The organism is Prosthecomicrobium pneumaticum, assembly GCF_014199915.1.
Lineage (GTDB): Bacteria > Pseudomonadota > Alphaproteobacteria > Rhizobiales > Kaistiaceae > Prosthecomicrobium > Prosthecomicrobium pneumaticum.
On record NZ_JACHOO010000002.1, the window covers coordinates 393,132 to 418,417 of the forward strand.

The following is a 25,286-nucleotide window of genomic DNA, read 5'->3' on the forward strand; positions in this document are numbered from 1 at the left end:
TGGTCGCCTTTCGAGAGTGGGGCCGGTTTCCCGGCCCCGTCGTCACGTTCAGTGCTTGACGTCGCCGATCTTCGGCAGCGTCTCCCACTGATGGAAGGGCGGCGGCGAGGAGAGCTGCCACTCGAGCGTCGTCGCGCCCTCGCCCCACGGATTGTCGCCGGCCGGAACCTTCTTCAGGAAGGCGTCGACGACGCCATAGAGGAAGATCAGCACGCCGACGGCCGAGATGTAGGAGCCGATCGACGACACGAAGTTCCAGCCGGCGAGCGCATCCGGATAGTCGACATAGCGTCGCGGCATGCCGGCGAGCCCGAGGAAGTGCTGCGGGAAGAACACCAGGTTGACGCCGATGAAGGTCACCCAGAAGTGCAGCTTGCCGATGGTCTCGTTGTACATGTAGCCGAACATCTTCGGGAACCAGTAGTACCAGCCGCCGAAGATCGCGAACACCGCACCGAGCGAGAGCACGTAGTGGAAGTGCGCGACGACGTAATAAGTGTCGTGCAGCGCCCGGTCGAGACCGGCATTGGCGAGCTGAACGCCCGTCACGCCACCCACCGTGAAGAGGAAGATGAAGCCGATCGCCCACAGCATCGGCGTGCGGAACTCGATCGAACCGCCCCACATCGTGGCGATCCAGGAGAAGATCTTCACACCCGTGGGCACTGCGATGATCATCGTGGCGGCGACGAAATAGGCCTGCGTCTCATAGGAGAGGCCGACCGTATACATATGGTGCGCCCAGACGACGAAGCCGACGACGCCGATGGCGACCATCGCATAGGCCATGCCGACGTAACCGAAGATCGGCTTCTTCGAGAAGGTCGAGATGATGTGGCTGACGATGCCGAAGCCCGGCAGAATCAGGATGTACACCTCGGGATGGCCGAAGAACCAGAACAGGTGCTGGAACAGGATCGGGTCGCCGCCGCCTTCCGGCTTGAAGAAGGTGGTGCCGAAATTGCGGTCGGTCAGCAGCATGGTGATCGCGCCGGCGAGCACCGGAAGCGACAGGAGAAGCAGGAAGGCGGTGACGAGCACGGCCCAGGCGAAGAGCGGCATCTTGTGCAGCGTCATGCCGGGGGCGCGCATGTTGAAGATCGTCGTGATGAAATTGATCGCGCCGAGGATCGACGACGCGCCCGAGATGTGCAGCGCGAGGATCGCGAAGTCCATCGCCGGGCCCGGATGACCGCCGGTCACCGCCGAGGAGAGCGGCGGATAGATCGTCCAGCCGCCGCCGACGCCGTTGGCGCCGGCCGGGCCGGGCACGAAGAGCGAGATCAAGAGCAGGAGGAAGGACGGCGGCAGCAGCCAGAACGAGATGTTGTTCATCCGCGGGAAGGCCATGTCGGGCGCGCCGATCATGATCGGCACGAACCAGTTGCCGAACCCGCCGATCATCGCCGGCATCACCATGAAGAAGATCATGATCAGGCCGTGCGAGGTGGTGAAGGTGTTGAAGACATGCGGATCGGAGAAGATCTGCATGCCCGGCTCCTGCAGCTCGAGCCGGATCCCGACCGAGAGCGCGCCGCCGATGATCCCCGCGATGATCGCGAAGATCAGGTACATCGTGCCGATGTCCTTGTGATTGGTCGAATAGACCCAGCGGCGCCAACCCGTCGGATGGCCGTGGTCGTGAACGTGAGCGGCGTGAGCGCCCGTGGCCATGTCTCTTCCTTCCCTTCTCGCCCTGCGGCGCGCCGAGCGCGCCCGGCCGGATCGCTTCGTCTGTCGCCCGCCTCAGCGCGCGGCGACGTCGACGGCCTTGGCGCCGTCCTCGGTCTTCATGTCCGCGAGCAGCTGATAGGCGCTCTTGAGATCGGTCTGCGCCGCCGCCAGCCACGCGTCGTACTGCGCCTGCGGCACGATGCGGATGGCGATCGGCATGAAAGCGTGGTCGCGGCCGCACAGTTCGGAGCACTGGCCGTAATAGACGCCCTCACGGTCGGCCCGGAACCAGGCCGAGTTGAGCCGGCCCGGAATGGCGTCGATCTTCACGCCGAAGGCCGGCATCGCGAAAGAATGGATGACATCGGCGCCGATCACCTGCAGATCGACGACGACGCCGACCGGCAGCACGACCTGATTGTCGACCGCGAGGAGCCGCGGCTGGGTCGCCGGATCGGTGCGGTCGGCATCCGACAGCATGCGCGATTCGAAGCTGACCGGCTCGGCGCCCTCCTGCGTCGGGGCGTATTCATAGCCCCAGTACCACTGATAGCCGGTCGCCTTCAGGTGAACGACGCGATCCTTGGCCGGATCGAAGCCGGGGATGATGCGCGCCGGGTCTTCCTGCGCGAAGAGGAGCGAGAAGGAGGGCACGGCGATGCCGATCAGGATCAGGATCGGCGCCACCGTCCAGACCACCTCGATCAGCGTGTTGTGCGAGGTGCGCGAGGGAGTCGGATTGGCGCGCGCATTGAAGCGCACCATCACATAGAGCAGCAGGGCGAGCACGAACACCACGACCGCCGCCATGGTCAGCGTCAGCCCGGCATTGAAGCTCTCGATCCGCGCCATGATCGGCGAGGCGGCCTCCTGGTGCCAGACTTCCCATTGCCGCGGCTGGTCGGCCCAAGCCGCAGCCGGCAGCATGGTCAGCGCGCCGACGGCGGCAAGCTTGCCCGAGAAATGCGCGATCGCCTTCGCCACGTCCCACTCCTTGTCGTCGGCCGCCGCAGCGCCTCGCGCGCTCCCCTCCGACGGCCCCGTTTGCGCCTTTTTCCAGCCCAGTATAGGCCGAGAAGGCCCGCCGGCCATGCGACTTTTTCGTTTCGCGCACGGTCTTCGAGCGTCCGGATCGCCCTTTGCCACAGAGGCCTTTGCCGAGCAACGGTGGAACATGCGAAGACATGCGGCAAATCGCTGCCGCCGCCTCGATGCGGCCGCGCGGCGGAGCATGATGATCGTTTCGGTGACCGAGGAGCCGTCCCGTGTCCTTTGAGCTCAAGTTCCCGCGCCGGATCGCCCTCCGGCTCGCCGCCCTCGCCCTCGCCGCGACGGGTCTCGCCGCGCCGGCAGCGGCGCAGGGCGTCGTCAAGGCCGTGCACGGCGACTGGGAGGTGCGCTGCGACACGCCCGCCGGCGCGCAGAACGAGGTCTGCTCGATGATGCAGTTCGTCACGGCCGAGGATCGGGACAATGTCGGCCTTTCGGTGATCGTGCTGAAGACGGCCGACAAGAAGGCCCGCATCATGCGCGTGCTGGCGCCGCTCGGCGTGCTGCTGCCGTCGGGCCTCGCGCTCAAGATCGACACGAGCGACATGGGCCGCGCCGGCTTCGTGCGCTGCCTGCCGGACGGCTGCCTCGCCGAGGTCATCCTCGACGATCAGCTGATCCAGAAGCTGCGCGACGGCAAGACGGCGACCTTCATCATCTTCCAGACGCCGGAAGAGGGCATCGGCATCCCGATCTCGCTCAACGGCTTCGGCCCGAGCTTCGATTCGCTGCCATGACCTCTTCCGATCGGAAGCCGGCAGCGTCATATTGGAGCAACGGAAGAGAGGGTTTCGCGATGCCCGATGCGCCGTTCACCTTCCTCGTCGACGACGATCTCAAGCGCGCTTTCGCCGAAGTGGCGGCGGCCCGTGATCGCAGCGGCCCGCAGATGCTGCGCGACTTCATGCGCGACGTGGTCGATCAGAGCCGCGCCGATCATGATGATTGGTTCCGGACCGAGGTCGATAGGGGTATCCAGGCCGCCGATACAGCCGGCGCAGCGGCGCTGTCGCAGGCGGATGTCGAGGCGCGCTGGCGGAGCCGCCGCGCCGATCTCCTGAAGCCCGACGGTGACTGATCGGCCCGTCGTCTGGACGGTCCTGGCCGAGATGGACCTCGCCGATCAGATCGCCCATATCGCGCTCGACAGCCCCGCCTCGGCTGTCACAGTCGGCGATGCGATCGTAACGGCGGCGGGTGCCCTCGCCGCGATGCCGCACCAGGGGCGTGCGGGACGAATCGCCGGGACGCGCGAGCTGATCGTCCCGCATACGCCCCACATCATCGTCTATCGCGCCGCCGCGGAACGGATCACGATCCTTCGCGTCCTTCACGGCGCGCAACAATGGCCGCAGCGGCGCCGCTGATCGATCACCGCACGCCGGTGCGAACCGGGCCGCGACGCACTATCTTCGGGCCAGCACGCCACGGAAGGACCCTTCGCTCATGACCGAGGACACAAAGAGCCTGCTCGAGCGCGCCGGCATCGACCGAAGCGAGGCCGAATCGGTCGTCGGGGCGGCGCTCGCCGGCGCCGATGACGGCGAGCTGTTTCTCGAATACACCCAGTCCGAAGGCTTGGGCTTCGACAATGGGCGGCTCGTCTCGGCGAGCTACGACACCGCGCAGGGCTTCGGCCTCCGTGCGGTCGCCGGCGAAGCGGTCGGCTATGCGCATTCCGGCGAGATCTCGCTCGACGCCATCCGCCGCGCCGGCGAGGCGGTCGCCTCGGTGAAGGCGGGCCGCTCCGGCACGCTCGCCGCGCCGCCCCCCGGCACCAACCGGTCGCTCTATGGCGACGAGAACCCCCTCGCCTCGCCCTCTTTCGCCGAGAAGGTGAAGCTGCTCGAGACGATCGACGCCTATGCGCGGGCGAAAGATCCACGGGTGCGGCAGGTCTCCGCCTCGGTCGCCGGCTCCTGGCAGGTGGTCGAGATCCTGCGGCCGGACGGCAGCTATCGCCGCGACGTCCGCCCGCTCGTCCGGGTCAATGTCTCGATCGTCGCCGGCTCGGGCGACCGGCAGGAGCAGGGTTCCTACGGCATGGGCGGCCGCGAGGGCTTCGGCAGCTTTGTGACCGAGGAGTCCTGGCGGCACGCGGTCGACGAGGCGCTCCGCCAGGCGCTCGTCAATCTGGAGGCCGTGCCGGCGCCGGCCGGCACGTTCGACGTGGTGCTCGGCCCGGGCTGGCCGGGCATCCTGCTGCACGAGGCGGTCGGCCACGGGCTGGAAGGCGATTTCAACCGCCGCAAGGAGAGCGCCTTCGCCGGGCTGATGGGCGAGCGGGTCGCCTCGAAGGGCGTCACCGTGGTCGACGACGGCACGATCGCCGATCGCCGCGGCTCGCTCACCATCGACGACGAGGGCACGCCCACCCAGTCGACCACGCTGATCGAGGACGGCATCCTGGTCGGCTACATGCAGGACCGGCAGAACGCCCGGCTGATGGGCATGAAGCCGACCGGCAATGGCCGCCGCCAGTCCTACGCCCACGCGCCGATGCCGCGCATGACCAACACGCTGATGCTGTCCGGCGCGCACAGCCCGGAAGAGATCCTCGGGTCGGTGAAGAAGGGCCTCTATATGGTCGGCTTCGGCGGCGGCCAGGTGGACATCACGAGCGGCAAGTTCGTGTTCTCCTCGACCGAGGCCTATCTCCTCGAGAACGGCAGGATCGGCGCGCCGGTCAAGGGCGCAATGCTGATCGGCAACGGGCCGGACGCGCTGACCCGCATCGCGATGGTCGGCAACGACATGGCGCTCGATCGCGGCATCGGCACCTGCGGCAAGAACGGCCAGGGCGTGCCGGTCGGCGTCGGCCAGCCGACGCTCCGGATCGACGGGTTGACGGTCGGCGGCACCGCCACCTGACCGTCCGCGCGGAAGCGGGTTGCGGCGCCGGCGGCGCCTCAGCCGCGCTCGACGGGCAGGCCGGCGCGCAGCCAGCCGTTCAGACCGCCTTCGAGCAGGAAGACGGTACAGCCCGGTGCCGCGGCGACGAGCCGCGCGGCGTTCATCGCCGTGCGCTGGCCGGAGCGGCAGGTGAAGATCACCGTGCCCGATGAGCGCACGGCCGCCGGGCCGGCCGAGAGCTGCGACAGCGGCTGCAGCTCGGCGCCGGCAATGCGCTCGCTCGCGAATTCGGCCGGCTCGCGGATGTCGATCAGCGCGGCGCCCTGTTCGACGAGGGCGCGGGCGTTCAGGGCATCGATGGTGCGGATCACGGGGTCGTTCCTTTGGGAGCGCCCGCCGGGAGATCGGCGGGACAGAAGAGGTCCTTGAGGGTGGCGAGCAGGCGGAGCGCCCCGGCATGCCCGACCCGGTAATGGAGGGTCTGCCCGTCGCGGCGGAAGGCCACGACACCCTCCTCGCGCAGCCGCGCGAGATGCTGCGAGGCTGCCGATTGCGACAGGCCGACCGCCTCGGCGAGGGCGCCCACCGGCGCCTCCCCAACCCCGCAGAGATGGCAGAGCAGGAGCAGACGCTTCTCGTTCGCCATCAGGGCGAGCAGCGCCGCCGCCTCGCCCGCCCGCGCTTCGAGCGCGGCGAGATCGTGGGTCGCGATGCGCGGTGCGCCTGACATCAAACCCTCTATATTAGATCTCTCTAAATTAGAGAGCGCTTATAGACCTGTCAATGGCGGCGCCCGCCACCCGCCATCGCCCGGGACCTGCCCGGGGATGCCGGTTCGTCACGCCGCGGCGGCCGCATCTCCGCCGAGCAGCGCGGCGAGCGCGCGATAGTCCGCGGCGCGCGGCGCGTTGGGCCGCCAGGCGAGCGCGATGGTGCGTTCCGTGCGGCGGCCGACGAGCGGCCGGACGACGAGGTCGGTACCGGCCGTGACGCCCGCGGCGACCGCCATTTCCGGCAGCAGCGTCACGCCGAAGCCGCTCGCCACCATCTGCACGAGCGTGTGCAGGCTCGTCGCGGCGAATTCGTCGCGTGCCGGCGCATCCTCGGGCGAAAGGGCGCAGGCCGAGACGACCTGATCGCGCAGACAGTGACCGTCCTCCATCAGCAGCAGGCGTTCGCCTTCCAGCGCGCGGACCGGGATGCGCTCGAGATCGGCGAGGCGGTGGCCCGCCGGCAAGGCAGCGAGAAGCGCGTCCTGCGCGATCGGCACGGTCTCGAGCCGGCTGCAGGAACAGGGGAAGGCGAGGAGCAGCGCGTCGAGCCGGTTCGCCTCGAGCCGGGCGACCAGCCGCTCGGTCGTGTCCTCGCGCAGCACCGGCTTCAGGTTCGGGAAAGCGCTCCGCAGCGCCGGCATCAGGCGCGGCAGGAGGAACGGCCCGATCGTCGGGATGACGCCGAGCCGCAGCGGCCCGCTCATCGGCTGGCGGGCGACGTCGGCCGCCTCGACGAAGGCCTCCAGCGCCGCGAGCGCGACGCGGGCGCGGTCGACCAGTTCGAGCCCGAGCGGGGTGAACATCGCCCGCTTCGCCCGGCTGCGATCGAGGAGCGCCGCATCGAGCTGGCGTTCGAGCGCCGTCAAGCCGGCCGAAAGGGTCGACTGGGTGACGCCGCATTCCTCCGCCGCCCGGCCGAAATGCTGGGTTTCGTTGAGGGCGAGCAGGTAGCGGAGCTGCTGCGGGCTGGGAAGGGGCGCCATCGATCCGATCGATCAAAAAGACAGGAATAATTCATTTGGTTTGCGCGGCATCACTGATCAATATATGCGCCGCAACAGGGACCGCGCCAGTTTGTTTGCACGGCAACATCCCAAGCGTGTCCCTCGACCCGATTCAACCGTATGAGGACTGATCGATGCTGACCGTTGGCGACACCTTCCCCGCCTTCAACCTCAAGGCCGTGAAGCCCGGCCCGGCGGGCCTCAACCTCAAGGACCCCTTCGTCGACATCTCGAACGAGTCCGATGCCGGCCAGTGGAAGGTGATCTTCTTCTGGCCGAAGGACTTCACCTTCGTCTGCCCGACCGAGATCGTCGCCTTCGGCAAGCTGTCGGGCGATTTCGCCGACCGCGACACGGTGGTCTACGGCGTCTCGACGGACAACGAGTTCGTCCACGCCAACTGGCGCATCCACCACGCCGACCTCAAGGAGCTGACCATCCCGATGCTCGCCGATATCAAGCGCGAGCTGTCGGCGGCCTGCGGCATTCTCGACAAGAAGGAAGGCGTGGCGCTGCGGGCCACCTTCATCGTCGATCCGGACGGCATCATCCGCTTCGCCTCGGTCAACGACCTGTCGGTCGGCCGCAACCCGCAGGAAGTGCTGCGCGTGCTCGACGCGCTGCAGAGCGACGAGCTCTGCGCCTGCAACTGGAACAAGGGCGACGAGTTCCTCCGCCCGGCCGCCTGAGCCGGCGACTGCCGCCAGTCCACCCGCGCGCCGCCGGCGCGCGGGCCTTGGTTCCGATCCGCCTCCGCGCCGCCGGTGCGCAGGCCTTCGTTCCGACGAGGATCCCATGTCGCTCGACACGCTGAAGAACGCCCTCCCCGACTACGCCAAGGACATCAAGCTCAATCTCGGCACGCTCTCGACCGAGCCGAGCCTGACGACGCAGCAGCGCGCCGGCACCTTCGTCGCCGCGGCGCTCGCCTCGCGCAACGCCGACGTGACGGCGGCGATCGTCGCCGAATTCGCGCCGCAGCTTTCGCCCGAGGCGCTGCATGCAGCGAAAGCCGCCGCGTCGATCATGGGCATGAACAACGTCTATTACCGCTTCGTCCACATGGTCGGCGGCGACTATGCGAACATGCCGGCCAAGCTGCGCATGAACGTGATCGGCCGGCCGGGCGTCGAGAAGGCCGATTTCGAACTCTGGTCGCTGGCGGTTTCCGCGATCAATGGCTGCGCCATGTGCGTCGAGAGCCATGAGCGCGCGGTGCGTGCCGAGGGGCTGACGCAGGAGCAGGTCCAGTCGGCCGTCCGCATCGCCGCGACCGTGCACGCCGTCGCCGCGACCCTCGACGGCGAGGCCGCGCTGCAGCCGCTCGCCCAGGCCGCCGAGTAGAACGCGGCGCAGGCGCCTCCCGCTACGGCGCCGGCCGGCCGGCGCCGCTTCGGCGGGCGAGGCGTCGCCAGAACGAGTGTCGCACCGCTACGGATAGAGCCGGGTCCGCGTCCAGGGGCCTTCACCGGGCACGGCGCGCGTGAAGCGGACGCGGTCGTGCAGGCGGAAGGCGCCGTCGTGCCAGAACTCGATCTCGACCGGCGCGATCCGGAAGCCCGACCAGTGTGGCGGACGCGGGATGTCCCCTTCTCCGTATTGCGCCGTCACCGCCGCCACGCGCTCCTCGAGGAGGGCGCGGGATTCGAGCGGGCGCGACTGCGCCGAGGCCCAGGCCCCGATGCGGCTGCCGCGCGGGCGGGTGGCGAAATAGGCGTCCGCCTCCTCCGCCGTGACGCGGCCGACCTCGCCGCGGATGCGCACCTGACGGCGCAGGCTCTTCCAGTGGAAGAGCAGCGCCGCACGGGGCTGGCCGGCGAGCTCGGTCGCCTTGGCGCTTTCGAGGTTGGTGTAGAAGACGAAGCCCGCCTCGTCGAAATCCTTCATCAGCACCATGCGCAGATCCGGCAGGCCGGACGCGTCCACGGTGGCGAGCGCCATCCCGTTCGGATCGTTGATCTCGCGGTCCGTCGCCTCGGCGAGCCAGGCACCGAACAGCGCGAAGGGGTCGTTCGCTTGCGTGAAGTCACTCATTGTTAACGCTGATCCTGGATGCTGCACGATGGCGGGAGGCGGCCGAAGGGATCCGAATGGCGCGACGCGGGCAGTCATACCTCGGCCGTTGCGTCGCTGGGAAGGTGGCTCTCGCGCGCTGGACCATGATCGCGCTGATGCCGGCTCTTCTTTCCGGCTGCGGCCTGTCGCCGCTCGCCGAACGGGCGGAGGTCGACCGGGCCGTCACCGGCTCGGTCGAGGCGGCCCGCCCGGTCCCGGTGGCGCGCACCGTGGTCGACGCGCTCGACCCTTCCGACTGGGAGCGCATCCGGCTCGTCGCCGCAACGACGCTCTCGACCGCGCAACAGGGCGAGGTGATCGACTGGACGAATGCCGCGACCGGCTCGAACGGCACGGTGGCGGCGACGGGCGAGGCCCGGCGCGACGCGGCGGCCGGGCTCTGCCGGCCCTTCTCGCTCACCGTCAGCGACCTGCGCGGCATCCGCCGCTATCGCGGCGAGGCGTGCCGCTCGCAGGACGGCATGGCGCGGCTGATCGGCATGCTGCCGGAAGATGCGGCCCTGCTGTAGCCTGTAGAATTTATTCCTACGACCATCTATATTGGGGTCGGCCGGATGCCGCAGCGCGGGTCCGGGCCATATCCCGCCTCGAAAGGGGGTAGACATGCGTGATCCGTACGAAGTGCTGGGCGTGACGCGGACCGCATCGGCCGCCGAGATCAAGAAGGCGTTCCGCAAGCTCGCCAAGCAGCATCATCCCGACCAGAACCAGGACGATCCGAAGGCGAAGGAGCGCTTCGCCGAGGTGAACCAGGCCTATGAGGTGGTCGGCGACGAGGAAGCGCGGGCGAAGTTCGACCGCGGCGAGATCGGCGCCGACGGCAAGCCGCGCTTCGATCCGCTCGGCGGCGGGGCCGGCGGCTTCCAGGGCTTCGACCCGCAGGGTTTCGGCGGCGGCCGCACCTTCCGCTGGTCGGGCGGCGCGCCCGGCGGCGGTGCCGAGGACATCCTCAACGATTTCTTCGGCGGCTTCGGCGCCGGCCGGGCGCGGGGCGCGCGAGCCAAGCCCGAACGCCCGATCGAGGATGCGAGCGCGACGGTCGCCGTGACGCTCGAGCAGATCGCCCGCGGCGAGAAGGCGCGCGTCGACCTGCCGACCGGCAAGACGGTCGACATCACCATTCCGCCCGGCACACGCGCCGGCAAGACGATCCGGCTGCGCGGGCAGGGCTTCGCAGGTGGCGACGCGCTCGTCCAGGTCGAGTTCGTGCCGCATCCGCTGTTCAAGCCGGAAGGCGAGCACCTGCGGCTCGACCTGCCGGTGACGCTCGACGAGGCGGTGCTCGGCGCCAAGGTGCGCGTGCCGACGCTGTCCGGCTCGGTGCAGATGACGGTACCGCCGAACGCCAATATCGGCCGCGTGCTGCGGCTGAAGGGCAAGGGCCTGCCGACCGCCGAGGGCGGCCATGGCGACCTGCTCGTCAGCCTTCGCATCGTGCTGCCCGAAAAGGCCGATCCGGAGCTCGACGCGCTGATGCGGCGCTGGCGCGACCGGGCGCCCTATAGTGCGCGCGGCCCCGAATACGAGCGCTGAACCGGCTCAGACGGGATCGGCCGCGGGCCGCGGCGCCGCGGCGCGGGCGAGCCGGTCGTTGATCGCCTCGCCGAGCCCCTCCTGCGGGATCGGCGCGACGGCGATCACGGCCGCCTTGCCATCGAGCGTCCTGAGGGCCGCGAAGAGACGGGCCGAGGCCTCGACGAGATCGCCCCGCTCCGACAGCTGGACCACCGCCGCGGCCTCGCGCCAGCCCTCCGGCAGATCCGGCCCGAAGGCGAGCAGCGCCTCGCCCGGACGCACCGCGGTCGCGCGCAGCCGCACCGCCGCGGCGGGGGCGTAATGCGAGGCGAGCATGCCGGGTGCGGCGGGCGCGTGGGCCGCGCTCGCCGGGGCCTTCGCGAGCGGCCGGCCGAGCACCGCCTCGAGCGCTCCCCGCGCGATGGCACCCGGCCGCAGCAGCACCGGGCCGTTGGGACCCGCGCCGACAATGGTCGATTCGAGCCCCATCGGGGCCGGACCGGCATCGAGAATCACGGCGACGGCCGCGCCGAGATCGGCCGCCACATGCGCCGCTTCCGTCGCCGAGACATGGCCGGAGCGATTGGCGCTCGGCGCCGCGACCGGCCGGTCGAAGGCGGCGAGCACGGCCCGCGCCACCGGATGGGCCGGCACCCGGACGGCGAGCGTGTCGAGCCCGGCGGTGACGAGATCGGCCACCCCCGCCTCCGCCCGGCGCGACGCGACGAGGGTGAGCGGCCCCGGCCAGAAGGCGGCCGCGAGGCGGGCGAGGTCCGCGTCGAGCACCACCAGCCGGTCCGCGGCGGCACGGTCGGCGACGTGTGCGATCAAGGGGTTGAAGCGCGGCCGGCCCTTTGCCGCGTAGATGCCGGCGACGGCGGCGCCGTTGGTCGCATCGGCGGCGAGGCCGTAAACCGTCTCGGTCGGCAGCGCCACGAGATCGCCCGCGGCGAGCGCCGCGATGGCGCGCTCGATCGAGCGGGGATCGGCGGCGGAAAGGAGAAGAGGACGCTCTGACATCGGCCGTGACGCTGAAAGCGCCAGATGGCCCGTGCCCAGCGCGGGCGTCAAGCTCCCGGTTCCGCCACTTTTTCTACATGTTGCTGCCGCATCCTCCTTTCGCCTTGACGAAGCGGCCACCCGCCGGGACCATGGCACCTCTTCATGAGGGGAGGACGACCCGCAGGATGAGCGCGCAGGCCAGCATGCCGATCCACGTCGAGAACCGGGCCGGAGTGGTGACGATCCGCTTCGATCGTCCCGAGACGCAGAACGCCTGGACGCTCGACATGCTCGGCGCTCTCGCCGACGCGCTCGTCATCGGCGAGCGCGACGGCAGGGTCCGCGCCTTCATGCTGTCGGGCACGCCCGGCGTTTTCTGCAGCGGCAGCGAATTGAAGGAAATACTCGCCTTCGCCGACCGCGGTGCGCTCGACGAGGTGGTGACGCGCTTTCTGAAAACGATCGCGACGATCGAGAAGCCGCTGGTCGCGGCGGTCGACGGGCCGGCGGTCGGCATCGGCGCGACGATCCTCTTCCATTGCGACTATGTCGTCGCGAGCGAATGGTCGACCTTCGAGTGCCCCTCGGTCGAACTCGGCCTCGTGCCGGAGGCGGCGTCGACCCTGATCGGTCCGCGGCTGATGGGCTATGCCCGGGCCTTCGAATTCCTCGTGATGGGCGAGCGGTTCGACGCCGAGCGCGCCCGCGAGGTCGGCCTCGTCAACCGCATCCTGCCCGCCGAGGCGGTGGACGACGCTGCGCTCGAGGTCGCGCGGTCGATCGCCCGGAAGCCGCCTGAGGCGGTGACGGCGACGCGACGGCTGATCCGCGGCGACCGGCGCGAGATCCTCGCCCGCGTCGACCAGGAGGCGGCGCTCATCGTCGAGCGGCTGCGTTCGCCGCTTGCCCGCGACAATGTCATCGCCTTCATGCGGAAGGCGCGCTAGAGCCTGTTCCCGGAAGATCACCGGGCGGAGGAACGACGGCGCCGCGGCACCGTCCGGTCGGCCGGAACCGCCTCGCACGCCGTTTGCCGGAGTCCCGCTTGACCACGCTGATCGTCGAGAGCCCGCTTTCTCTGCGCCATATCGTGCCGTTCGGCCATCCCGAGCGGCCGGAGCGCATGGAGGCGGTCGGCCGGGTGCTCGCCGCGCCGGCCTTCGCTGCCCTGCCGCGGGCCGCCGCGCCGATGGCCGACGAGGCGGCGATCCTGTCCTGCCACACCGCCCGTCACCTCGACGCGATGCGCGCCGCGAGCCCGTCCGAGGGCTTCGTGCGGATCGATGCCGACACGGTGATGTCGCCGAAGACGCTCGAGGCCGCGCTCCATGCCGTGGGCGGCGCGGTGCTCGCGGTCGACCGGGTGCTCGGCGGCACGGCGAAGAACGCCTTCAGCGCCGCGCGTCCGCCCGGCCATCACGCCGAGCCCGATGCCGCCATGGGCTTCTGCTTCTTCAACCAGGCGGCGATCGCCGCCCGCCACGCCCAGACCGCGCACGGGCTCGGCCGTGTCGCGATCGTCGATTTCGACGTGCATCATGGCAATGGCACGCAGGCGATCTTCTGGGCGGACCGGAGCGTCCTCTATGCCTCCTCGCACCAGATGCCCTGCTATCCCGGCACAGGCGCCGCCACCGAGACGGGCGAGGCGGGCACCATCGTCAATGCTCCCCTGCCGCCCGGAACGCGGGGACCCGCCTTCCGGGCCGCCTATCGCGACCGCATCCTGCCGGCGCTCGACGCCTTCGCGCCGGAGCTGATCGTCGTTTCGGCCGGCTTCGACGCGCATCACCGCGATCCGCTCGCCGAGCTCGAACTGGTCGAGGCGGATTTCGCGTGGGTGACCGAGGCGCTGCTCGAACGGGCCGAACGCCATGCCGGCGGGCGGCTCGTCTCGGTGCTCGAAGGGGGCTATGACCTCGACGGGCTCGCCGGCGGCCTCGCGGCTCATCTCGATGTGCTCGCCCGGGCCTGAGGCCGGCTTGCGCTTCTCGTCCCGATGCGGGACAAGGCCCGCCGCAAAGGAGACCGCCATGGCCGACGCAGCCCCGATCGAGACGCTCACCTTCGAGCAGGCCCTCGCCGAGCTGGAGACGATCGTCGGCAAGCTCGAACGCGGCGACGTGCCGCTTGAAGAGTCGATCCGCATCTATGAGCGCGGCGAGGCGCTGAAGAAGCACTGCGACGCGCTCCTGAAACAGGCCGAGGACAAGGTCGAGAAGATCCGCATCGGCGCCCCCGGCGAGGCAAAGGGCACCGAGCCGCTCGACGTCGAAGGGTAGGACCCTCACCCCGGCCCTCTCCCGCAGGCGGGAGAGGGAGGCTCTCTCCTTACAAACGCCCCGCCTCAACCAGAGCGCCCGCAGCCTCCGGCTTGCACGAGAAGGTCGGGGGGAGGCCCTTCCGGTGAACAGCGCGTCGCCGCCGGCCGCGCTCGCCATCGCCGCCCGATCGGTCCACATTGGCGGGATCGAAGAGAGGGGGCCGCGATGTCGCGACTGGACGCCGACGATCCGATCTATGGCGATGCCGCGAGTTCCGACGCGATCGATCTGATCGTCGTGCCGCGCACGAGCGACATCGGCGGCTTCGAAGTGCGCCGCGCCCTCCCCACCGCCAGGCGGCGCATGGTCGGCCCCTTCGTCTTCCTCGACCAGATGGGGCCGGCCGCGATCGCGCTCGGCGAAGGGCTCGACGTGCGGCCGCACCCCCATATCGGGCTCGCCACCGTGACCTATCTCTATGACGGCGAGATCGTGCACCGGGATACGACCGGCGCGATGCAGGCGATCCGCCCCGGTGACGTCAACTGGATGACGGCGGGCCGCGGCATCGCCCATTCCGAGCGGTCGAGCCCGAGCTGGCGCCAGCAGGCGAACGACCGCGAGGTCTATGGGCTACAGACCTGGGTGGCGCTGCCGAAAGACCACGAGGAGACCGCGCCGGCCTTCCACCATCACGGCGCCGCGGCGCTTCCGGAAGTCTCGGCGGAAGGGATCCGCGTTCGCGTCGTCGCCGGACAGGCCTATGGCGCGGTGTCGCCGGTCTCGACCTTCACGGACACGCTCTACGCCGATGTCGTGCTCGAGGCCGGGGCGCGGCTGCCGGTCGACGCCGACCACGAGGAGCGGGCCGCCTATCTGCTCTCCGGCACGGTGGAGATCGGCGGCGATGTTCACGAGGCCGGACGGCTGCTCGTCTTCCGCCCCGGCGACCGGCTGACGGTGACGGCGCGGACCCCGGCGCGGCTGATGCTGATCGGCGGCGCGGCGATGGACGGGCCCCGCCACATCTGGTGGAACTTCGTCTCCTCCTCGAAGGAGCGGATCGAACAGGCGAAGGCAGACTGGAAGGCGGGACGTTTCGGCCCGGTGATCGGCGACGAGAGCGAGTTCATCCCGCTGCCCGAATAGGCCGGCCTCCGTCCCTCTGCCGGCCCGGCCCGCGGGCGCGCGACTTGATGCGCCGGCGCACCCCTGCGACGGCGACGAGCGCGACGGCGAGCGCCAGAACGATCCACGCCGGCCGCCAGCCGGCCGCCCAGAGGAGATTGGCGCCGAGCACGCGATCGAAGGGGGCGCGGAGAACGAGCGCGTAGTAGGCGGCCTCGCCGAGCCCCGTCGCCGCGACGGCGAGCGTGCCGGAGGCCACGAGGAACCAGAGCGCGCCGGACACGCGCGCACCGGCCGTCCCGTCGACGATCCGCCAGACCGCGAGCCACAGCGCGATACCGGCGAGCACCAGCGGCTCGGTCGCGCCGGCCTTGGTCTGCATGAAGAAGTGGACGATGCCGAGGAGCGCGACGGGATAGACGAGCCGGTGCAGCGAGCGCCAGCGCGGCCCCAGCCGGCGGATCATCGCGTCGCTCGACGTGACGGCGAGCGGCACGAGCAGCAGCAGCGCCACGAAGCCGATCGCGAGATAATAGCGCAGCACGATCTCCGAGGCGACCTTCGACAGGTCGAAGCCGAGATCGACGATGTAGAACACGAAATGGGCAAGCGCGTAGAAGAAGGCCGCGAGCCCGATCTGCCGGCGCACGAAGATCAGTTCCGGCCAGCGCCAGACGGCGCGCAGCGGCGTGACGGCGAGACCGATGACGATCAGCCGGACGGCCCAGAGGCCGAGCTGATGCAGCACCTCGGTGATCGGCCGCGGGCCGAGCGTGCCGGCGAAGGTCCGCCACAGCAGGATCGCCGCCGGCAGAAGGAGGAGCGCGAACACGATCGCCTTGAGGGACGAAAAGCGTCCGCGCCGGTCGAGCCAGGGCGCCTTTGAAAGCCAGGGAGCCTTGGCGAGCCTTATCGTGCCGGTCACGTTCGTCCTCATCGCCCTGACGCAGGGGCGCGCCGCGGGGCGCACCATGCCCTCTATACGACGGCGGGGGCGGAGATGTTTCATGCCGCCGGACACGGTTGCGCGACCGGCCGCGCGGAAAGTGCGAGGCCGAACGCCCCCTTTCAGCGCGAGGGCGCCAACGGCCGTGTCTCCGGCAGACGGAAGGTGTCCGGATCGAAACGCCGGAGCACGTTCGGATCGAGCGAATAGAGGTCGGCACCGGGTCTGAAGTCCTGAAGCGCTCTATCGCGGTCCGGCTCGAGGCCCTGCGGGTTCATGCCCGGACCCAAAGGGCCGCTCGGCAGAACGGGATTCAGCCCTATGATCAGGCATTCCGGCATGGGCTGGCAGGCCGGCGCCGTCCCGTCCGGCGCGGTCTGGCCGGACGACGAGGCCGGAATGGCGATCAGGCCGGCGAACAGAACGGCGGCGCATCCGCGTCTCATCGCGACCCCTCCGGCTTCACGGGCTCACGGCTCTGCACCGGCGTCGAGGGTTCGAGCGGAAAGGTGACCGCCCGATAGCCGAAGACGAGCGGCCTCTGGAACGTCTTCTCGAGATGAAGATCGGTCCGATCGCCCGCATTGTAGCGGAGCGAGGCGGTCTGCACCGTCCCTGCGCCACCGGCCGCGGGTGCATCCGGCGGTGCGGCCGCCGCGCCCGGAACGGGCAGCGCGACGCCGGGGCCGCGCTCACCCTCGACAACGCGCCGCGTCGCGAGCGCGCGGGTCATGTAGACCCGCGTCACGAGCTGTAGGTTCAGCTTGACGATGTAGTGCTCCTCGAGGGTGGCTTCGTCCTTCTCGGTGGCGAGCACGCGGGGATCGACGGCATAGGCGAAGACCCGGCGGGCATAGGCGTCGGTGCAGAGGATGGCGTTCGCCGCGTCGGCGCACCAAGCCACCAGCGCGCCCGCCGCCTTGCCCGAGGGCGCTCCATAGGTCTCCGCGACCGGGACGGTGATCTCCTCCTGGGTCTCGCTGACCCGCGAGGCGCCGAAAAGGCTACCGAGCGCGGTCTCCGCCCGTTCCGTGCGCCGCATCGTAATGCCGGGAAAGGCGATCAGGCGGACGCCGATACGATCCTGAGCGGGACCGGGCGGTTCCTCGAAGCGCTCCTGCGCGAGGGTGACAGCGCCGTTCCCATCGAACTTCGTCTCGGTGAAGACCGGGCGTGAGGCTGCCGTCTCGAGGATATGGGGGCGCAGATCGAGCCGGCCGAGCCAGACCGATTTCCGCAGCAGGCCGACATCCTTCTCGGAGCTCTCGACCACCGCCCACAGATCGCCGACATAGAAATCCTCGGTCGGCGGATAGACGGGCTGTATGCCGAGCCGTTCGATCGCCTCGTTCCAGGCCTGTGCGATATCCTCAGAACGGGGCATCGGGGCGGCCCCGCCGAAGGGCCGCACGACGAGGACCGCGAATAGAAGGACAGCGCCGGCCGCTCCGACGGCCCAAGCCCGGCGCGACGCTTCGATGGTGCGCCAGACCGCGCGGATCCGCTCCCCGAGCCGCATGCTCCGCCCCCGCTCTCCCCGACCGGATCGGATCGGAGCTTAGCGCAGTTGCAGACCGCCGCAAGGCTAAACCATCGGAGGCGAACGCGGACGGCGCCGGTGCGCGCGACCCCTGCCGCGGAGGACGGTCAGAGCGGCGTGTAGTCGATTTCCTGGAAGGCGGCGACCTCGGGCAGCCAGCGGTCGCGCACGAAGGCGACATGGTCCGGATGATCGTTGTAGCCGTCATAGGCGGCCTGATCGGCGAACTCCATCGAGAAGCCGAAATCATAGTCCGGCGCCTTGGGGCTCGTCTGGCGCAGTCGCTCGAACCGCTCGACGCCCGGAATCGCGGCGAGCACGAGCGCCGCATCGAGGAAGGCGCCCTCCTCGGGGGAGCCGGGGGCATGCTTCAGGCGAAAGACGACGGTGTGTCGGATCATGGCGGTCCTCCCGGTTCGGCCGGGCGGGAGCGTAGAGCAGTTCGGCGGGCGCGCGAACGCCGAAAGCGGGGGTGGCGGTGCCGGGAGGATCGGAGATCCGCCCGCCGCGTTGCCTTGCAGCGCCGCCTCGTGTAACCGTGCCGTTCGAAAGATTCCAAAAATCCTGATGGCCGTACCCTCAACACCGCTCCTCGATCAGGTCCATCTGCCGGAAGACCTCCGCCGCCTGCCGCAGTCCGCCCTGCCCCAGCTCGCCGACGAGCTGCGCGCCGAGCTGATCGATGCCGTCTCGGTGACCGGCGGGCATCTCGGCGCCGGGCTCGGCGTGGTCGAGCTGACCGTCGCCCTGCACTACGTGTTCGACACGCCGCGCGACCGGCTGATCTGGGACGTCGGCCACCAGGCCTATCCGCACAAGATCCTGACCGGGCGACGCGACCGGATGAGGACGCTCCGCCAGGCCGGCGGCCTGTCCGGCTTCACCCGGCGGGCGGAGAGCGAATACGATCCGTTCGGCGCGGCGCATTCCTCGACCTCCATATCGGCCGGGCTCGGCATGGCGGTCGCGCGCGATCTCGAAGGCGGCGACAACCGCGTCGTCTGCGTGATCGGCGACGGCGCGATGTCGGCCGGCATGGCCTATGAGGCGATGAACAATGCGGGGGCGCTGCGCTCCCGCCTGATCGTCATCCTCAACGACAACGACATGTCGATCGCGCCGCCGACCGGCGCGATGTCGGCCTATCTCGCCCGCCTCGTTTCAGGCCGCGCCTATCGCTCCTTCCGCGGTGCGGCGAAGCAGCTCGCCAAGAAGCTGCCGCGCTTCCTGCACGACAAGGCCAAGCAGGCCGAGGAATATGCCCGCGGCTTCTGGACCGGCGGAACGTTGTTCGAAGAGCTGGGCTTTTATTATGTCGGCCCGATCGACGGCCACAACCTCACCCATCTTCTGCCGGTGCTCGAGAATGTGCGCGACGCGACGGACGGGCCGATCCTCGTCCATGTCGTGACGCAGAAAGGCAAGGGCTACGCGCCGGCCGAGGCGTCCGCCGACAAATATCACGGCGTCGCGAAATTCGACGTCATCACCGGCAAGCAGGCGAAGGCGACGCCGAACGCGCCGGCCTATACGCGCGTCTTCGCCGAGAGCCTGATCAAGGAAGCGGGCCGCGACGAGAAGATCGTCGCCGTCACCGCGGCGATGCCGACGGGCACCGGGCTCGACCTTTTCGGCCAGGCTTTTCCGAAGCGCACCTTCGATGTCGGCATCGCCGAGCAACACGCCGTCACCTTCTCGGCCGGCCTCGCCGCCGAAGGCTACAAGCCGTTCTGCGCCATCTACTCCACCTTCCTGCAGCGCGGCTACGACCAGGTGGTGCACGACGTCGCGATCCAGAACCTGCCGGTCCGCTTCGCGATCGACCGGGCGGGCTTCGTCGGCGCCGACGGACCGACCCATGCCGGCTCCTTCGATGTCGGCTTCCTCGCCAGCCTGCCCGGTTTCGTCGTCATGGCCCCCTCGGACGAGGCGGAGCTCGTGCACATGATCGCGACGGCGGTTGCGATCGACGATGCGCCCTCCGCCTTCCGCTATCCGCGCGGCGAGGGTGTCGGCATCGACCTGCCGGAACGCGGCGCGGTGCTGCCGATCGGCAAGGGCCGGATCGTCCGCGAGGGAACGAAGGTGGCGCTGTTCTCGCTCGGCACGCGGCTTGCCGACTGCCTCGCCGCCGCCGAGCAGCTCGACACGTTCGGCCTGTCGGCGACGGTCGCCGATGCGCGTTTCGCGAAGCCGATCGATAGCGCGCTCCTGTTGCGGCTCGCCCGCGAGCACGACGTGCTGATCCTCGTCGAGGAAGGCGCGGAAGGCGGCTTCGGCAGCCATGCGCTCGGCATTCTCGCCCGCGCCGGCGCGCTCGACCGCGGCCTGAAGATCCGCGCGCTCGCCATGCCGGACCGCTTCCTCGAGCAGGACAAGCCGGAAGCGATGATCGCCGCAGCGGGGCTCGACGCACGCAGCATCGTCGCCACCGTGTTCGAGGCGCTCGGCCGCGGCGCCGAGGCGACCGCCATGCGGCGGGCCTGACCGAAGGTCGCACGGCTCGACCCTGTCGCCTTCGGCGGCCGGTTGCTATAGAGACGGGCGATGTCCACTCTGGCGATCCTTCGGGGAACGGATGGCCGCGTTCTGGCGCGGACGCTCGCCCTTTTCCTGATCGTCAAGCTGTTCGCGGTCGCACTCGGCTCCGGCGTCAGCCTCGCCGCAATGCTGGAAGGCGGCAGCGTCTGCACGCCCGCCGGCGTCGCCTCTCCGGCCGGCTCTGACCATGGCGGCCGGGATCAGACCGCGCTCTGCGCCTTCTCCTGCCAGGCGAGCCTTTCCGCGGCCTCTCCCGCGGCGCCGCCCTGCGCGCCCGAGCCGACCCGGCTGTTCGCCGCCGGCGTATCGGCGGAGCCTATCGACCGCCCCGCGGTCGCAATGCCCTGGCGCGGCAAGGGTCCACGCGGCCCGCCGGTTCTCGCCTGAGACCTTCTTTCGCTCCCTCAATTCCTTCGGGCCGGCGGCAAGACCCCGGCCGTCTCAGGACATCCGCCATGAATCGCCGCTTTTCGCGCCTCTCCGGCGCCCTCTTCGCCCTGTTTCTCGCCGCTGCGCCCGCCGCCGCCCATGAGGTGAAGGTCGGCGCGATCGAGATCACCGATCTCTGGGCCCGTGCAACGCCGCCCGCGGCCCCCGCCGCCGGTGGCTTCCTCACCATCACCAATCACGGCAGCGAACCGGACCGGCTGATCTCCGCCGCCTCCGACGCCGCCGAGAAGGTCGAGATCCACGAGATGAAGACCGAGAACGGCACGATGATCATGCGGCCGGTCGCCGGCGGCGTCGACATCCCGGCGGGCGGCACCGTGGCGCTCGCTCCGGGCGGCTACCACATCATGTTCATCCGGCCGAAAGCGCCGCTCGTCGAGGGCGGCAAGGTCGCGGTCACGCTCACCTTCGAGAAGGCCGGCGCGGTCGACACCTTCCTGCACATCCTGCCGGTCGGCTCGCCGGGTCCGAAGCCCGACGCGGATGCCGGCCATGCGGGCGGCCACGATCACCAGCACATGAACATGGGCCAGTGAGGCCATGACGGGCGCGAAGGATCACAGACCATGACGCAAGGACCGGGCAAGTCACCGGCCGTGACCCTGCTACGGATCGTCCGCTACCTCCTCTGGGCGGCGATCGTCGTTCTCGTGCTCGCCGTCGGCGCGATGTCCTTCAGCGTCTGGCAGGCCGGCAAGAGCATGGGCCTGCAGGCCTCGTCGATGGGAGGCCCGTTCTCGGTCGTGGATACCAAGGGCGAGCGGGTCACCCAGGCCGATCTCGAGGGCCACCCCTCGGTGCTCTTCTTCGGCTTCACCTTCTGCCCCGAGGTGTGCCCGACGACGCTCTACGAGACGACGCAGTGGCTGAAGGCGCTCGGCCCGGACGCCGACAGGCTGAAGGTCTATTTCGTCACCGTCGATCCGGAACGCGACACGCAGGAGCAGATGGCGGCCTATCTCAGCGCCTTCGATCCGCGCATCGTCGGCCTCACCGGCAGCCGGCCGGAGATCGACGGCATGCTGAAGGCCTGGCGGGTCTATTCCCGCAAGGTGCCGCTCGACGACGGCGACTATACGATGGACCACACCGCCACGGTCTACCTGCTCGATCGCGATGCGCGGCTCGCCGGCACGATCGACTACAAGGAGGCCGAGGATACGGCGCTCGCCAAGCTGAAGCGGCTCATCGCCGGCTGACGCTTTCGGCCACTCCGCACGAACGACGCCCGGGCCACCGCCCGGGCGTTTTCGTTCCGGCACCAAGGCGCTCTCAGCCTTGTCTTATCCCCTCCCGGGGGATAGGTTATGGCTCATGAGCCATGTCAACGATCCCGCTATCCGCGACCGCCTCCGCCGGGCGTCCGGCCATCTCGCCACCGTCGTCCGCATGATCGAGGAGGAGCGCGACTGCCTCGCCATCGCGCAGCAGCTGCAGGCCGTTTTGAAGGCGATCGAGAAGGTGAAGACGATGGTGATCCACGATCATCTCGAGAACCATCTCGGCGCCGCGGCGATCGCCTCGCCCGAGGCAAAACGGCTGCTCGACGACTTTCGCGAGATCTCGAAATATCTGTGAGGCCGATGTCGAACGCCCATCCGTCGAACCATGTCTTCCTCGGCGCGGCGCATGACGAGAACGCCCGCCGCACCCGGATCGTGATCGCCATCACGCTGACCCTGATGGTGGCGGAGATCGGCGGCGGCTGGCTGTTCGGCTCGATGGCGCTGCTCGCCGACGGCTGGCACATGGCGACCGATGCCGGTTCGCTGGCCATCGCGGCCGGTGCCTATGCCTTCGCGCGGCGGCACCAGGACGATCCGCGCTTCTCCTTCGGCACGGGCAAGATCGGCGATCTCGCCGCCTTCGCGAGCGCCGTGGTGCTCGGCGTCGTCGCGCTGCTCCTCGCCGTGGAATCGATCGGCCGGATCTTCGCGCCGGTCGAGGTGATGTTCGGTGAGGCGCTCATCGTCGCCGTGCTCGGCCTCGCGGCCAATCTCGCCGGCGCCTTCATCCTGCTCGGCGGTGCCGGCGGTCACGGCCACCCCCACCCTCACGATCATCCCCACGATGCCGGCGGCGATCGCCACCACGGCCATGAGGAATCGGCCGAGGGCAGGGGCGCATCGAAACCGGGCTTCCTTGCCCGCTTCCGCCAGACGGCCGGCTCGGGCGACAACAATCTGCGCGCCGCCTATCTGCACGTGCTCGCCGACGCAGCGACATCGGTCACGGCGATCGCCGGCCTCGCGATCGGCGGTCTGTTCGACCTCGTCTGGATCGATCCGGCGATCGGCCTGTTCGGCGCCGCGATGATCGGCCTGTGGTCGGCCCGCCTGATGAAGGAGACCGGCGCGATCCTCGTCGACGCGGTGCCCGACCGAGGTCTGCTCGAGACGGTGCGGCGCCGTCTGGAATCGGCCGGGGGCTCGGTCGTCGACCTGCACCTCTGGCGGCTCGGGCCCGGTCACAACGCCCTCGTCGCCGCGGTCGAGTCCGACCGGCCCGACGGCTATGAGGCGTATTCCGCCCGCATCAGGGACCTGCCGGGCCTGTCGCACATCACGATCGAGGTCCGCCGGCGCTGAACGGGCGGCTCAGTGGGCGGCGAGCGAGCCGCCTTCCTTGTCGTGCACGCCGAAGCGCTCGACCATGGTCGCGCTCGCCGCATTGAGGCCGATCACCTCCATGACGCGGCCGTGGCGGCGCCCCTTCAGCACGACCCGGTCGAGCGCGGCGACGGCCGAGATGTCCCAGAAATGGGCCGCGCCGACATCGATGACGATCCGTTCGACCGGTTCGGTGACGTCGATCGAGTCGGAGAAGCCGGAGGCCGAGGCGAAGAAGACCTGCCCTTCGACACGATAGGTCCGCACCGTTCCGTCCGGCGAGAGGGTCGCGCTCACCCGGCTGAGCCGTGACACCTTGCCGGCGAAGAACACGCCCGACAAGAGAACGCCGACGAGCACACCCTTGGCGAGATCGTGCGTCGCGACGACGGTCGCGACCGTCGCCAGCATCACCGCCGAGGACGGCAGCGGATTGGTGCGCAGCCGGAGGATCGAGCCCCACGAGAAGGTGTTGATCGAAACCATGATCATCACCGCGGTGAGCGCGGCGACCGGCACGATGGCGAGCAGGTCCTGCAGCAGGACGAGCAGCACGAGCAGGAAGACGCCGGCGGTCAGCGCCGACAGCCGGCCGCGGCCGCCGGACGAGACGTTGATCACCGACTGGCCGATCATGGCGCAGCCCCCCATGCCGCCGAACAGCGCCGAGGCGATGTTGGCGAGGCCCTGCCCCTTGCATTCGCGGTTCTTGTCGCTCGGCGTGTCGGTCATGTCGTCGACGATCTGCGCGGTGAGCAGCGATTCGAGCAGCCCGACGGCGGCGAGCGTCAGCGAGACGGGGAAGATGATGGCGAGCGTCTCGAAGGTGAGCGGCACCATCGGCAGCGTGAAGCTCGGCAGGGCGCTCGGCAGTTCGCCGAGGTCGGAGACCGTTCTGACGTCGAGCCCGAGCGCCATGACGGCGCCCGTCACAACGACGATGGCGACGAGCGGCGACGGCACGGCGCGGGTGAGCCGCGGCAGCAGGTAGATGATCGCCAGGCCGAGGGCGATCAGGCCGTAGGTCGCCGGCGGGACGCTGGTGAGCTCCGGAAGCTGGGCGAGAAAGATCAGGATGGCGAGCGCGTTGACGAAGCCCGTCATCACTGATCGGGAGACGAAGCGCATCAGCCGGCCGAGCTTCAGAAAGCCGGCTGCGATCTGGATCACGCCCATCAGGATCGTCGCGGCAAAGAGATATTCGATGCCGTGATCGCGGACGAGGCCGGCCATCAGCACGGCGGTGGCGGCCGTCGCGGCCGAGATCATGCCCGGACGCCCGCCGGTGAAGGCGATGACGCAGGCGATCACCACCGAGGCGTAGAGCCCGACCTTCGGGTCGACGCCCGCGATGACGGAGAAGCCGATCGCCTCGGGGATGAGGGCGAGCGCGACGACGATGCCGGAGAGCACGTCGGCGCGAATGTTGGCGAGCCAGGAGCGGCCATAGGCGGAGTTTCGGATCATCGGGGACTTGAGAGACGCGGACAGGCAGACGGGCGGCGCGAAATGGCGGCGGGGCGGTCTGTGCTGTTCGTGGTCCGGCGGATCGGCGGCCGGAAGAGCCACCCGGATTTTCACCGGGTCCATGCGGATGAGCTCTTTCTAGCGGTGGCGGCCTTTGCATCGCAAGAGGAGCGCTGCACATTTCTCGCGCCGCAACATGGCGATTGGCGCCCGGCGGCCGTTTCGTGCTAGGATCAATGCCATGAGCCGGTCCGCCACCCTCGCCCTCTCGACCGCCGCCGTGCTGCTGCTCGGCGGGGCCGGGGTGCTCTGGGCGGCGCAGGCGGATGCGGTGTTTTTCGACGCGATCGCCGCCGGCTTCGCGCTCTGCCTGTGACGGCCGGCCTCTGAAGGC

Annotated in this window: 31 protein-coding genes and 1 other annotated feature; of the genes, 19 read left to right on the top strand and 12 right to left on the bottom strand. The window is 69.7% G+C overall.

Annotation, left to right across the window (positions count from 1 at the left end):
* Nucleotides 1-48: 48 nt before the first annotated feature.
* A complete protein-coding gene (gene ctaD, locus GGQ63_RS05500; protein ID WP_183853371.1) occupies nt 49-1,674 on the bottom strand; it encodes a cytochrome c oxidase subunit I in 1,626 nt (541 codons plus the stop codon).
* 72 nt (nt 1,675-1,746) lie between these two features.
* Nucleotides 1,747-2,601 (bottom strand): cytochrome c oxidase subunit II, encoded by an 855-nt coding sequence (gene coxB / locus GGQ63_RS05505; protein WP_183854040.1) that lies wholly within the window; start codon nt 2,599-2,601, stop codon nt 1,747-1,749.
* 338 nt (nt 2,602-2,939) lie between these two features.
* Between coxB and GGQ63_RS05510 the strand changes: the two genes are divergently transcribed.
* From GGQ63_RS05510 to tldD, 4 genes are all read left to right on the top strand, one after another.
* Nucleotides 2,940-3,461: an invasion associated locus B family protein gene (locus GGQ63_RS05510; RefSeq protein WP_183853373.1), complete on the top strand. Its 522-nt coding sequence runs from the start codon at nt 2,940-2,942 to the stop codon at nt 3,459-3,461.
* Between the two features lie 59 nt (nt 3,462-3,520).
* Nucleotides 3,521-3,802, top strand: coding sequence for a hypothetical protein (locus tag GGQ63_RS05515; protein WP_183853375.1), 282 nt, complete (start codon nt 3,521-3,523; stop codon nt 3,800-3,802).
* Nucleotides 3,795-4,091 (top strand): type II toxin-antitoxin system RelE/ParE family toxin, encoded by a 297-nt coding sequence (locus GGQ63_RS05520; RefSeq protein WP_343061083.1) that lies wholly within the window; start codon nt 3,795-3,797, stop codon nt 4,089-4,091. Before GGQ63_RS05515 ends, GGQ63_RS05520 begins: the two co-directional genes overlap by 8 nt.
* A gap of 79 nt (nt 4,092-4,170) precedes the next feature.
* Nucleotides 4,171-5,595 (top strand): metalloprotease TldD, encoded by a 1,425-nt coding sequence (gene tldD / locus GGQ63_RS05525; RefSeq protein WP_183853377.1) that lies wholly within the window; start codon nt 4,171-4,173, stop codon nt 5,593-5,595.
* Nucleotides 5,596-5,633: 38 nt separating this feature from the next.
* Here the strand turns inward: tldD and GGQ63_RS05530 are convergent, their stop codons facing one another.
* The 3 genes from GGQ63_RS05530 to GGQ63_RS05540 form a co-directional block, all read right to left on the bottom strand.
* On the bottom strand, nt 5,634-5,948 hold the full coding sequence (locus GGQ63_RS05530; protein ID WP_183853380.1) for a rhodanese-like domain-containing protein: 315 nt from the start codon (nt 5,946-5,948) through the stop codon (nt 5,634-5,636).
* Nucleotides 5,945-6,307, bottom strand: coding sequence for an ArsR/SmtB family transcription factor (locus GGQ63_RS05535; protein WP_183853382.1), 363 nt, complete (start codon nt 6,305-6,307; stop codon nt 5,945-5,947). The genes GGQ63_RS05530 and GGQ63_RS05535 overlap by 4 nt, the downstream gene beginning before the upstream one ends.
* 108 nt (nt 6,308-6,415) lie before the next feature.
* Nucleotides 6,416-7,333 (bottom strand): hydrogen peroxide-inducible genes activator, encoded by a 918-nt coding sequence (locus GGQ63_RS05540; protein WP_183853385.1) that lies wholly within the window; start codon nt 7,331-7,333, stop codon nt 6,416-6,418.
* A 155-nt stretch (nt 7,334-7,488) separates the two neighbouring features.
* On the opposite strand from GGQ63_RS05540, the gene GGQ63_RS05545 reads away from it, so the two are divergent.
* Both GGQ63_RS05545 and ahpD read left to right on the top strand, forming a co-directional pair.
* Nucleotides 7,489-8,043, top strand: a complete 555-nt coding sequence (locus GGQ63_RS05545) for a peroxiredoxin (RefSeq protein ID WP_183853387.1) — start codon at nt 7,489-7,491, stop codon at nt 8,041-8,043.
* A gap of 106 nt (nt 8,044-8,149) precedes the next feature.
* Entirely contained in the window at nt 8,150-8,698 is a 549-nt protein-coding gene (gene ahpD / locus GGQ63_RS05550) for an alkylhydroperoxidase, AhpD family (protein WP_183853389.1), read from the top strand.
* A gap of 87 nt (nt 8,699-8,785) precedes the next feature.
* Here ahpD and pdxH read toward each other — a convergent pair whose 3' ends face one another.
* Nucleotides 8,786-9,388, bottom strand: coding sequence for a pyridoxamine 5'-phosphate oxidase (pdxH, locus tag GGQ63_RS05555; RefSeq protein WP_183853391.1), 603 nt, complete (start codon nt 9,386-9,388; stop codon nt 8,786-8,788).
* A 137-nt stretch (nt 9,389-9,525) separates the two neighbouring features.
* Between pdxH and GGQ63_RS05560 the strand changes: the two genes are divergently transcribed.
* Together GGQ63_RS05560 and GGQ63_RS05565 are read left to right on the top strand one after the other, a co-directional pair.
* On the top strand, nt 9,526-9,939 hold the full coding sequence (locus tag GGQ63_RS05560; RefSeq protein ID WP_183853393.1) for an RT0821/Lpp0805 family surface protein: 414 nt from the start codon (nt 9,526-9,528) through the stop codon (nt 9,937-9,939).
* Between the two features lie 94 nt (nt 9,940-10,033).
* Nucleotides 10,034-10,963 (top strand): DnaJ C-terminal domain-containing protein, encoded by a 930-nt coding sequence (locus GGQ63_RS05565; RefSeq protein ID WP_183853395.1) that lies wholly within the window; start codon nt 10,034-10,036, stop codon nt 10,961-10,963.
* A 6-nt stretch (nt 10,964-10,969) separates the two neighbouring features.
* Here GGQ63_RS05565 and GGQ63_RS05570 read toward each other — a convergent pair whose 3' ends face one another.
* On the bottom strand, nt 10,970-11,965 hold the full coding sequence (locus GGQ63_RS05570; protein ID WP_183853397.1) for an L-threonylcarbamoyladenylate synthase: 996 nt from the start codon (nt 11,963-11,965) through the stop codon (nt 10,970-10,972).
* Nucleotides 11,966-12,132: 167 nt separating this feature from the next.
* Between GGQ63_RS05570 and GGQ63_RS05575 the strand changes: the two genes are divergently transcribed.
* From GGQ63_RS05575 to GGQ63_RS05590, 4 genes are all read left to right on the top strand, one after another.
* On the top strand, nt 12,133-12,894 hold the full coding sequence (locus GGQ63_RS05575) for an enoyl-CoA hydratase-related protein (protein ID WP_210308391.1): 762 nt from the start codon (nt 12,133-12,135) through the stop codon (nt 12,892-12,894).
* 98 nt (nt 12,895-12,992) lie between these two features.
* The gene (locus GGQ63_RS05580; protein ID WP_183853399.1) at nt 12,993-13,922 is read left to right on the top strand and encodes a histone deacetylase family protein; all 930 of its coding nucleotides are present in this window, start codon (nt 12,993-12,995) and stop codon (nt 13,920-13,922) included.
* Between the two features lie 58 nt (nt 13,923-13,980).
* The gene (locus GGQ63_RS05585) at nt 13,981-14,229 is read left to right on the top strand and encodes an exodeoxyribonuclease VII small subunit (protein WP_183853400.1); all 249 of its coding nucleotides are present in this window, start codon (nt 13,981-13,983) and stop codon (nt 14,227-14,229) included.
* 207 nt (nt 14,230-14,436) lie between these two features.
* Nucleotides 14,437-15,360: a pirin family protein gene (locus GGQ63_RS05590; RefSeq protein ID WP_183853402.1), complete on the top strand. Its 924-nt coding sequence runs from the start codon at nt 14,437-14,439 to the stop codon at nt 15,358-15,360.
* Here the strand turns inward: GGQ63_RS05590 and GGQ63_RS05595 are convergent.
* From GGQ63_RS05595 to GGQ63_RS05610, 4 genes are all read right to left on the bottom strand, one after another.
* A complete protein-coding gene (locus GGQ63_RS05595; RefSeq protein WP_210308392.1) occupies nt 15,341-16,264 on the bottom strand; it encodes a ferric reductase-like transmembrane domain-containing protein in 924 nt (307 codons plus the stop codon). The two genes, GGQ63_RS05590 and GGQ63_RS05595, sit on opposite strands and share 20 nt — an antisense overlap.
* Before the next feature lie 143 nt (nt 16,265-16,407).
* Nucleotides 16,408-16,731 carry a hypothetical protein gene (locus GGQ63_RS05600; RefSeq protein WP_183853406.1) on the bottom strand — a complete coding sequence of 108 codons (324 nt, stop codon included), beginning with the start codon at nt 16,729-16,731 and terminating at the stop codon, nt 16,408-16,410.
* Nucleotides 16,728-17,669 carry a hypothetical protein gene (locus tag GGQ63_RS05605; RefSeq protein ID WP_183853408.1) on the bottom strand — a complete coding sequence of 314 codons (942 nt, stop codon included), beginning with the start codon at nt 17,667-17,669 and terminating at the stop codon, nt 16,728-16,730. The genes GGQ63_RS05600 and GGQ63_RS05605 overlap by 4 nt, the downstream gene beginning before the upstream one ends.
* Nucleotides 17,670-17,932: 263 nt before the next feature.
* Nucleotides 17,933-18,226 (bottom strand): Dabb family protein, encoded by a 294-nt coding sequence (locus GGQ63_RS05610; RefSeq protein WP_183853410.1) that lies wholly within the window; start codon nt 18,224-18,226, stop codon nt 17,933-17,935.
* A gap of 166 nt (nt 18,227-18,392) precedes the next feature.
* On the opposite strand from GGQ63_RS05610, the gene dxs reads away from it, so the two are divergent.
* The 6 genes from dxs to dmeF all read left to right on the top strand — a co-directional run bounded on the left by dxs (nt 18,393) and on the right by dmeF (nt 23,404).
* Nucleotides 18,393-20,312: a 1-deoxy-D-xylulose-5-phosphate synthase gene (gene dxs / locus GGQ63_RS05615; RefSeq protein WP_183853412.1), complete on the top strand. Its 1,920-nt coding sequence runs from the start codon at nt 18,393-18,395 to the stop codon at nt 20,310-20,312.
* Between the two features lie 60 nt (nt 20,313-20,372).
* On the top strand, nt 20,373-20,753 hold the full coding sequence (locus GGQ63_RS05620; RefSeq protein WP_183853414.1) for a hypothetical protein: 381 nt from the start codon (nt 20,373-20,375) through the stop codon (nt 20,751-20,753).
* Nucleotides 20,754-20,821: 68 nt separating this feature from the next.
* On the top strand, nt 20,822-21,352 hold the full coding sequence (locus GGQ63_RS05625) for a copper chaperone PCu(A)C (protein WP_183853416.1): 531 nt from the start codon (nt 20,822-20,824) through the stop codon (nt 21,350-21,352).
* Nucleotides 21,353-21,382: 30 nt separating this feature from the next.
* Nucleotides 21,383-22,015, top strand: coding sequence for an SCO family protein (locus tag GGQ63_RS05630; RefSeq protein WP_183853418.1), 633 nt, complete (start codon nt 21,383-21,385; stop codon nt 22,013-22,015).
* 115 nt (nt 22,016-22,130) lie between these two features.
* The gene (locus GGQ63_RS05635) at nt 22,131-22,394 is read left to right on the top strand and encodes a metal-sensing transcriptional repressor (protein WP_183853427.1); all 264 of its coding nucleotides are present in this window, start codon (nt 22,131-22,133) and stop codon (nt 22,392-22,394) included.
* Between the two features lie 5 nt (nt 22,395-22,399).
* Nucleotides 22,400-23,404 (top strand): CDF family Co(II)/Ni(II) efflux transporter DmeF, encoded by a 1,005-nt coding sequence (gene dmeF, locus GGQ63_RS05640; protein WP_183853436.1) that lies wholly within the window; start codon nt 22,400-22,402, stop codon nt 23,402-23,404.
* Nucleotides 23,405-23,413: 9 nt separating this feature from the next.
* Here the strand turns inward: dmeF and GGQ63_RS05645 are convergent, their stop codons facing one another.
* Nucleotides 23,414-24,892 carry a SulP family inorganic anion transporter gene (locus GGQ63_RS05645; RefSeq protein WP_210308393.1) on the bottom strand — a complete coding sequence of 493 codons (1,479 nt, stop codon included), beginning with the start codon at nt 24,890-24,892 and terminating at the stop codon, nt 23,414-23,416.
* Between the two features lie 68 nt (nt 24,893-24,960).
* Nucleotides 24,961-25,016 (bottom strand) — a sequence feature (sul1 is cis-regulatory element that is thought to sense ions involved in sulfur or methionine metabolism; They are found in Alphaproteobacteria).
* Between the two features lie 117 nt (nt 25,017-25,133).
* Between GGQ63_RS05645 and GGQ63_RS22195 the strand changes: the two genes are divergently transcribed.
* Nucleotides 25,134-25,268, top strand: a complete 135-nt coding sequence (locus GGQ63_RS22195) for a hypothetical protein (protein ID WP_281380112.1) — start codon at nt 25,134-25,136, stop codon at nt 25,266-25,268.
* Nucleotides 25,269-25,286 lie beyond the last annotated feature (18 nt).

Coding starts and splice junctions, on each gene's coding strand:
- dxs (WP_183853412.1), top strand. CDS start 18,393: ATGGCCGTACCCTCAACACCGCTCCTCGATCAGGTCCATCTGCCGGAA.
- GGQ63_RS22195 (WP_281380112.1), top strand. CDS start 25,134: ATGAGCCGGTCCGCCACCCTCGCCCTCTCGACCGCCGCCGTGCTGCTG.
- dmeF (WP_183853436.1), top strand. CDS start 22,400: ATGTCGAACGCCCATCCGTCGAACCATGTCTTCCTCGGCGCGGCGCAT.
- pdxH (WP_183853391.1), bottom strand. CDS start 9,388: ATGAGTGACTTCACGCAAGCGAACGACCCCTTCGCGCTGTTCGGTGCC.
- ahpD (WP_183853389.1), top strand. CDS start 8,150: ATGTCGCTCGACACGCTGAAGAACGCCCTCCCCGACTACGCCAAGGAC.
- GGQ63_RS05575 (WP_210308391.1), top strand. CDS start 12,133: ATGAGCGCGCAGGCCAGCATGCCGATCCACGTCGAGAACCGGGCCGGA.
- GGQ63_RS05535 (WP_183853382.1), bottom strand. CDS start 6,307: ATGTCAGGCGCACCGCGCATCGCGACCCACGATCTCGCCGCGCTCGAA.
- GGQ63_RS05645 (WP_210308393.1), bottom strand. CDS start 24,892: ATGATCCGAAACTCCGCCTATGGCCGCTCCTGGCTCGCCAACATTCGC.
- GGQ63_RS05605 (WP_183853408.1), bottom strand. CDS start 17,669: ATGCCCCGTTCTGAGGATATCGCACAGGCCTGGAACGAGGCGATCGAA.
- GGQ63_RS05570 (WP_183853397.1), bottom strand. CDS start 11,965: ATGTCAGAGCGTCCTCTTCTCCTTTCCGCCGCCGATCCCCGCTCGATC.
- GGQ63_RS05540 (WP_183853385.1), bottom strand. CDS start 7,333: ATGGCGCCCCTTCCCAGCCCGCAGCAGCTCCGCTACCTGCTCGCCCTC.
- GGQ63_RS05560 (WP_183853393.1), top strand. CDS start 9,526: ATGCCGGCTCTTCTTTCCGGCTGCGGCCTGTCGCCGCTCGCCGAACGG.
- GGQ63_RS05585 (WP_183853400.1), top strand. CDS start 13,981: ATGGCCGACGCAGCCCCGATCGAGACGCTCACCTTCGAGCAGGCCCTC.
- GGQ63_RS05590 (WP_183853402.1), top strand. CDS start 14,437: ATGTCGCGACTGGACGCCGACGATCCGATCTATGGCGATGCCGCGAGT.
- GGQ63_RS05630 (WP_183853418.1), top strand. CDS start 21,383: ATGACGCAAGGACCGGGCAAGTCACCGGCCGTGACCCTGCTACGGATC.
- GGQ63_RS05565 (WP_183853395.1), top strand. CDS start 10,034: ATGCGTGATCCGTACGAAGTGCTGGGCGTGACGCGGACCGCATCGGCC.
- GGQ63_RS05545 (WP_183853387.1), top strand. CDS start 7,489: ATGCTGACCGTTGGCGACACCTTCCCCGCCTTCAACCTCAAGGCCGTG.
- tldD (WP_183853377.1), top strand. CDS start 4,171: ATGACCGAGGACACAAAGAGCCTGCTCGAGCGCGCCGGCATCGACCGA.
- GGQ63_RS05515 (WP_183853375.1), top strand. CDS start 3,521: ATGCCCGATGCGCCGTTCACCTTCCTCGTCGACGACGATCTCAAGCGC.
- GGQ63_RS05635 (WP_183853427.1), top strand. CDS start 22,131: ATGAGCCATGTCAACGATCCCGCTATCCGCGACCGCCTCCGCCGGGCG.
- GGQ63_RS05625 (WP_183853416.1), top strand. CDS start 20,822: ATGAATCGCCGCTTTTCGCGCCTCTCCGGCGCCCTCTTCGCCCTGTTT.
- ctaD (WP_183853371.1), bottom strand. CDS start 1,674: ATGGCCACGGGCGCTCACGCCGCTCACGTTCACGACCACGGCCATCCG.
- GGQ63_RS05620 (WP_183853414.1), top strand. CDS start 20,373: ATGTCCACTCTGGCGATCCTTCGGGGAACGGATGGCCGCGTTCTGGCG.
- GGQ63_RS05610 (WP_183853410.1), bottom strand. CDS start 18,226: ATGATCCGACACACCGTCGTCTTTCGCCTGAAGCATGCCCCCGGCTCC.
- coxB (WP_183854040.1), bottom strand. CDS start 2,601: ATGCTGCCGGCTGCGGCTTGGGCCGACCAGCCGCGGCAATGGGAAGTC.
- GGQ63_RS05600 (WP_183853406.1), bottom strand. CDS start 16,731: ATGAGACGCGGATGCGCCGCCGTTCTGTTCGCCGGCCTGATCGCCATT.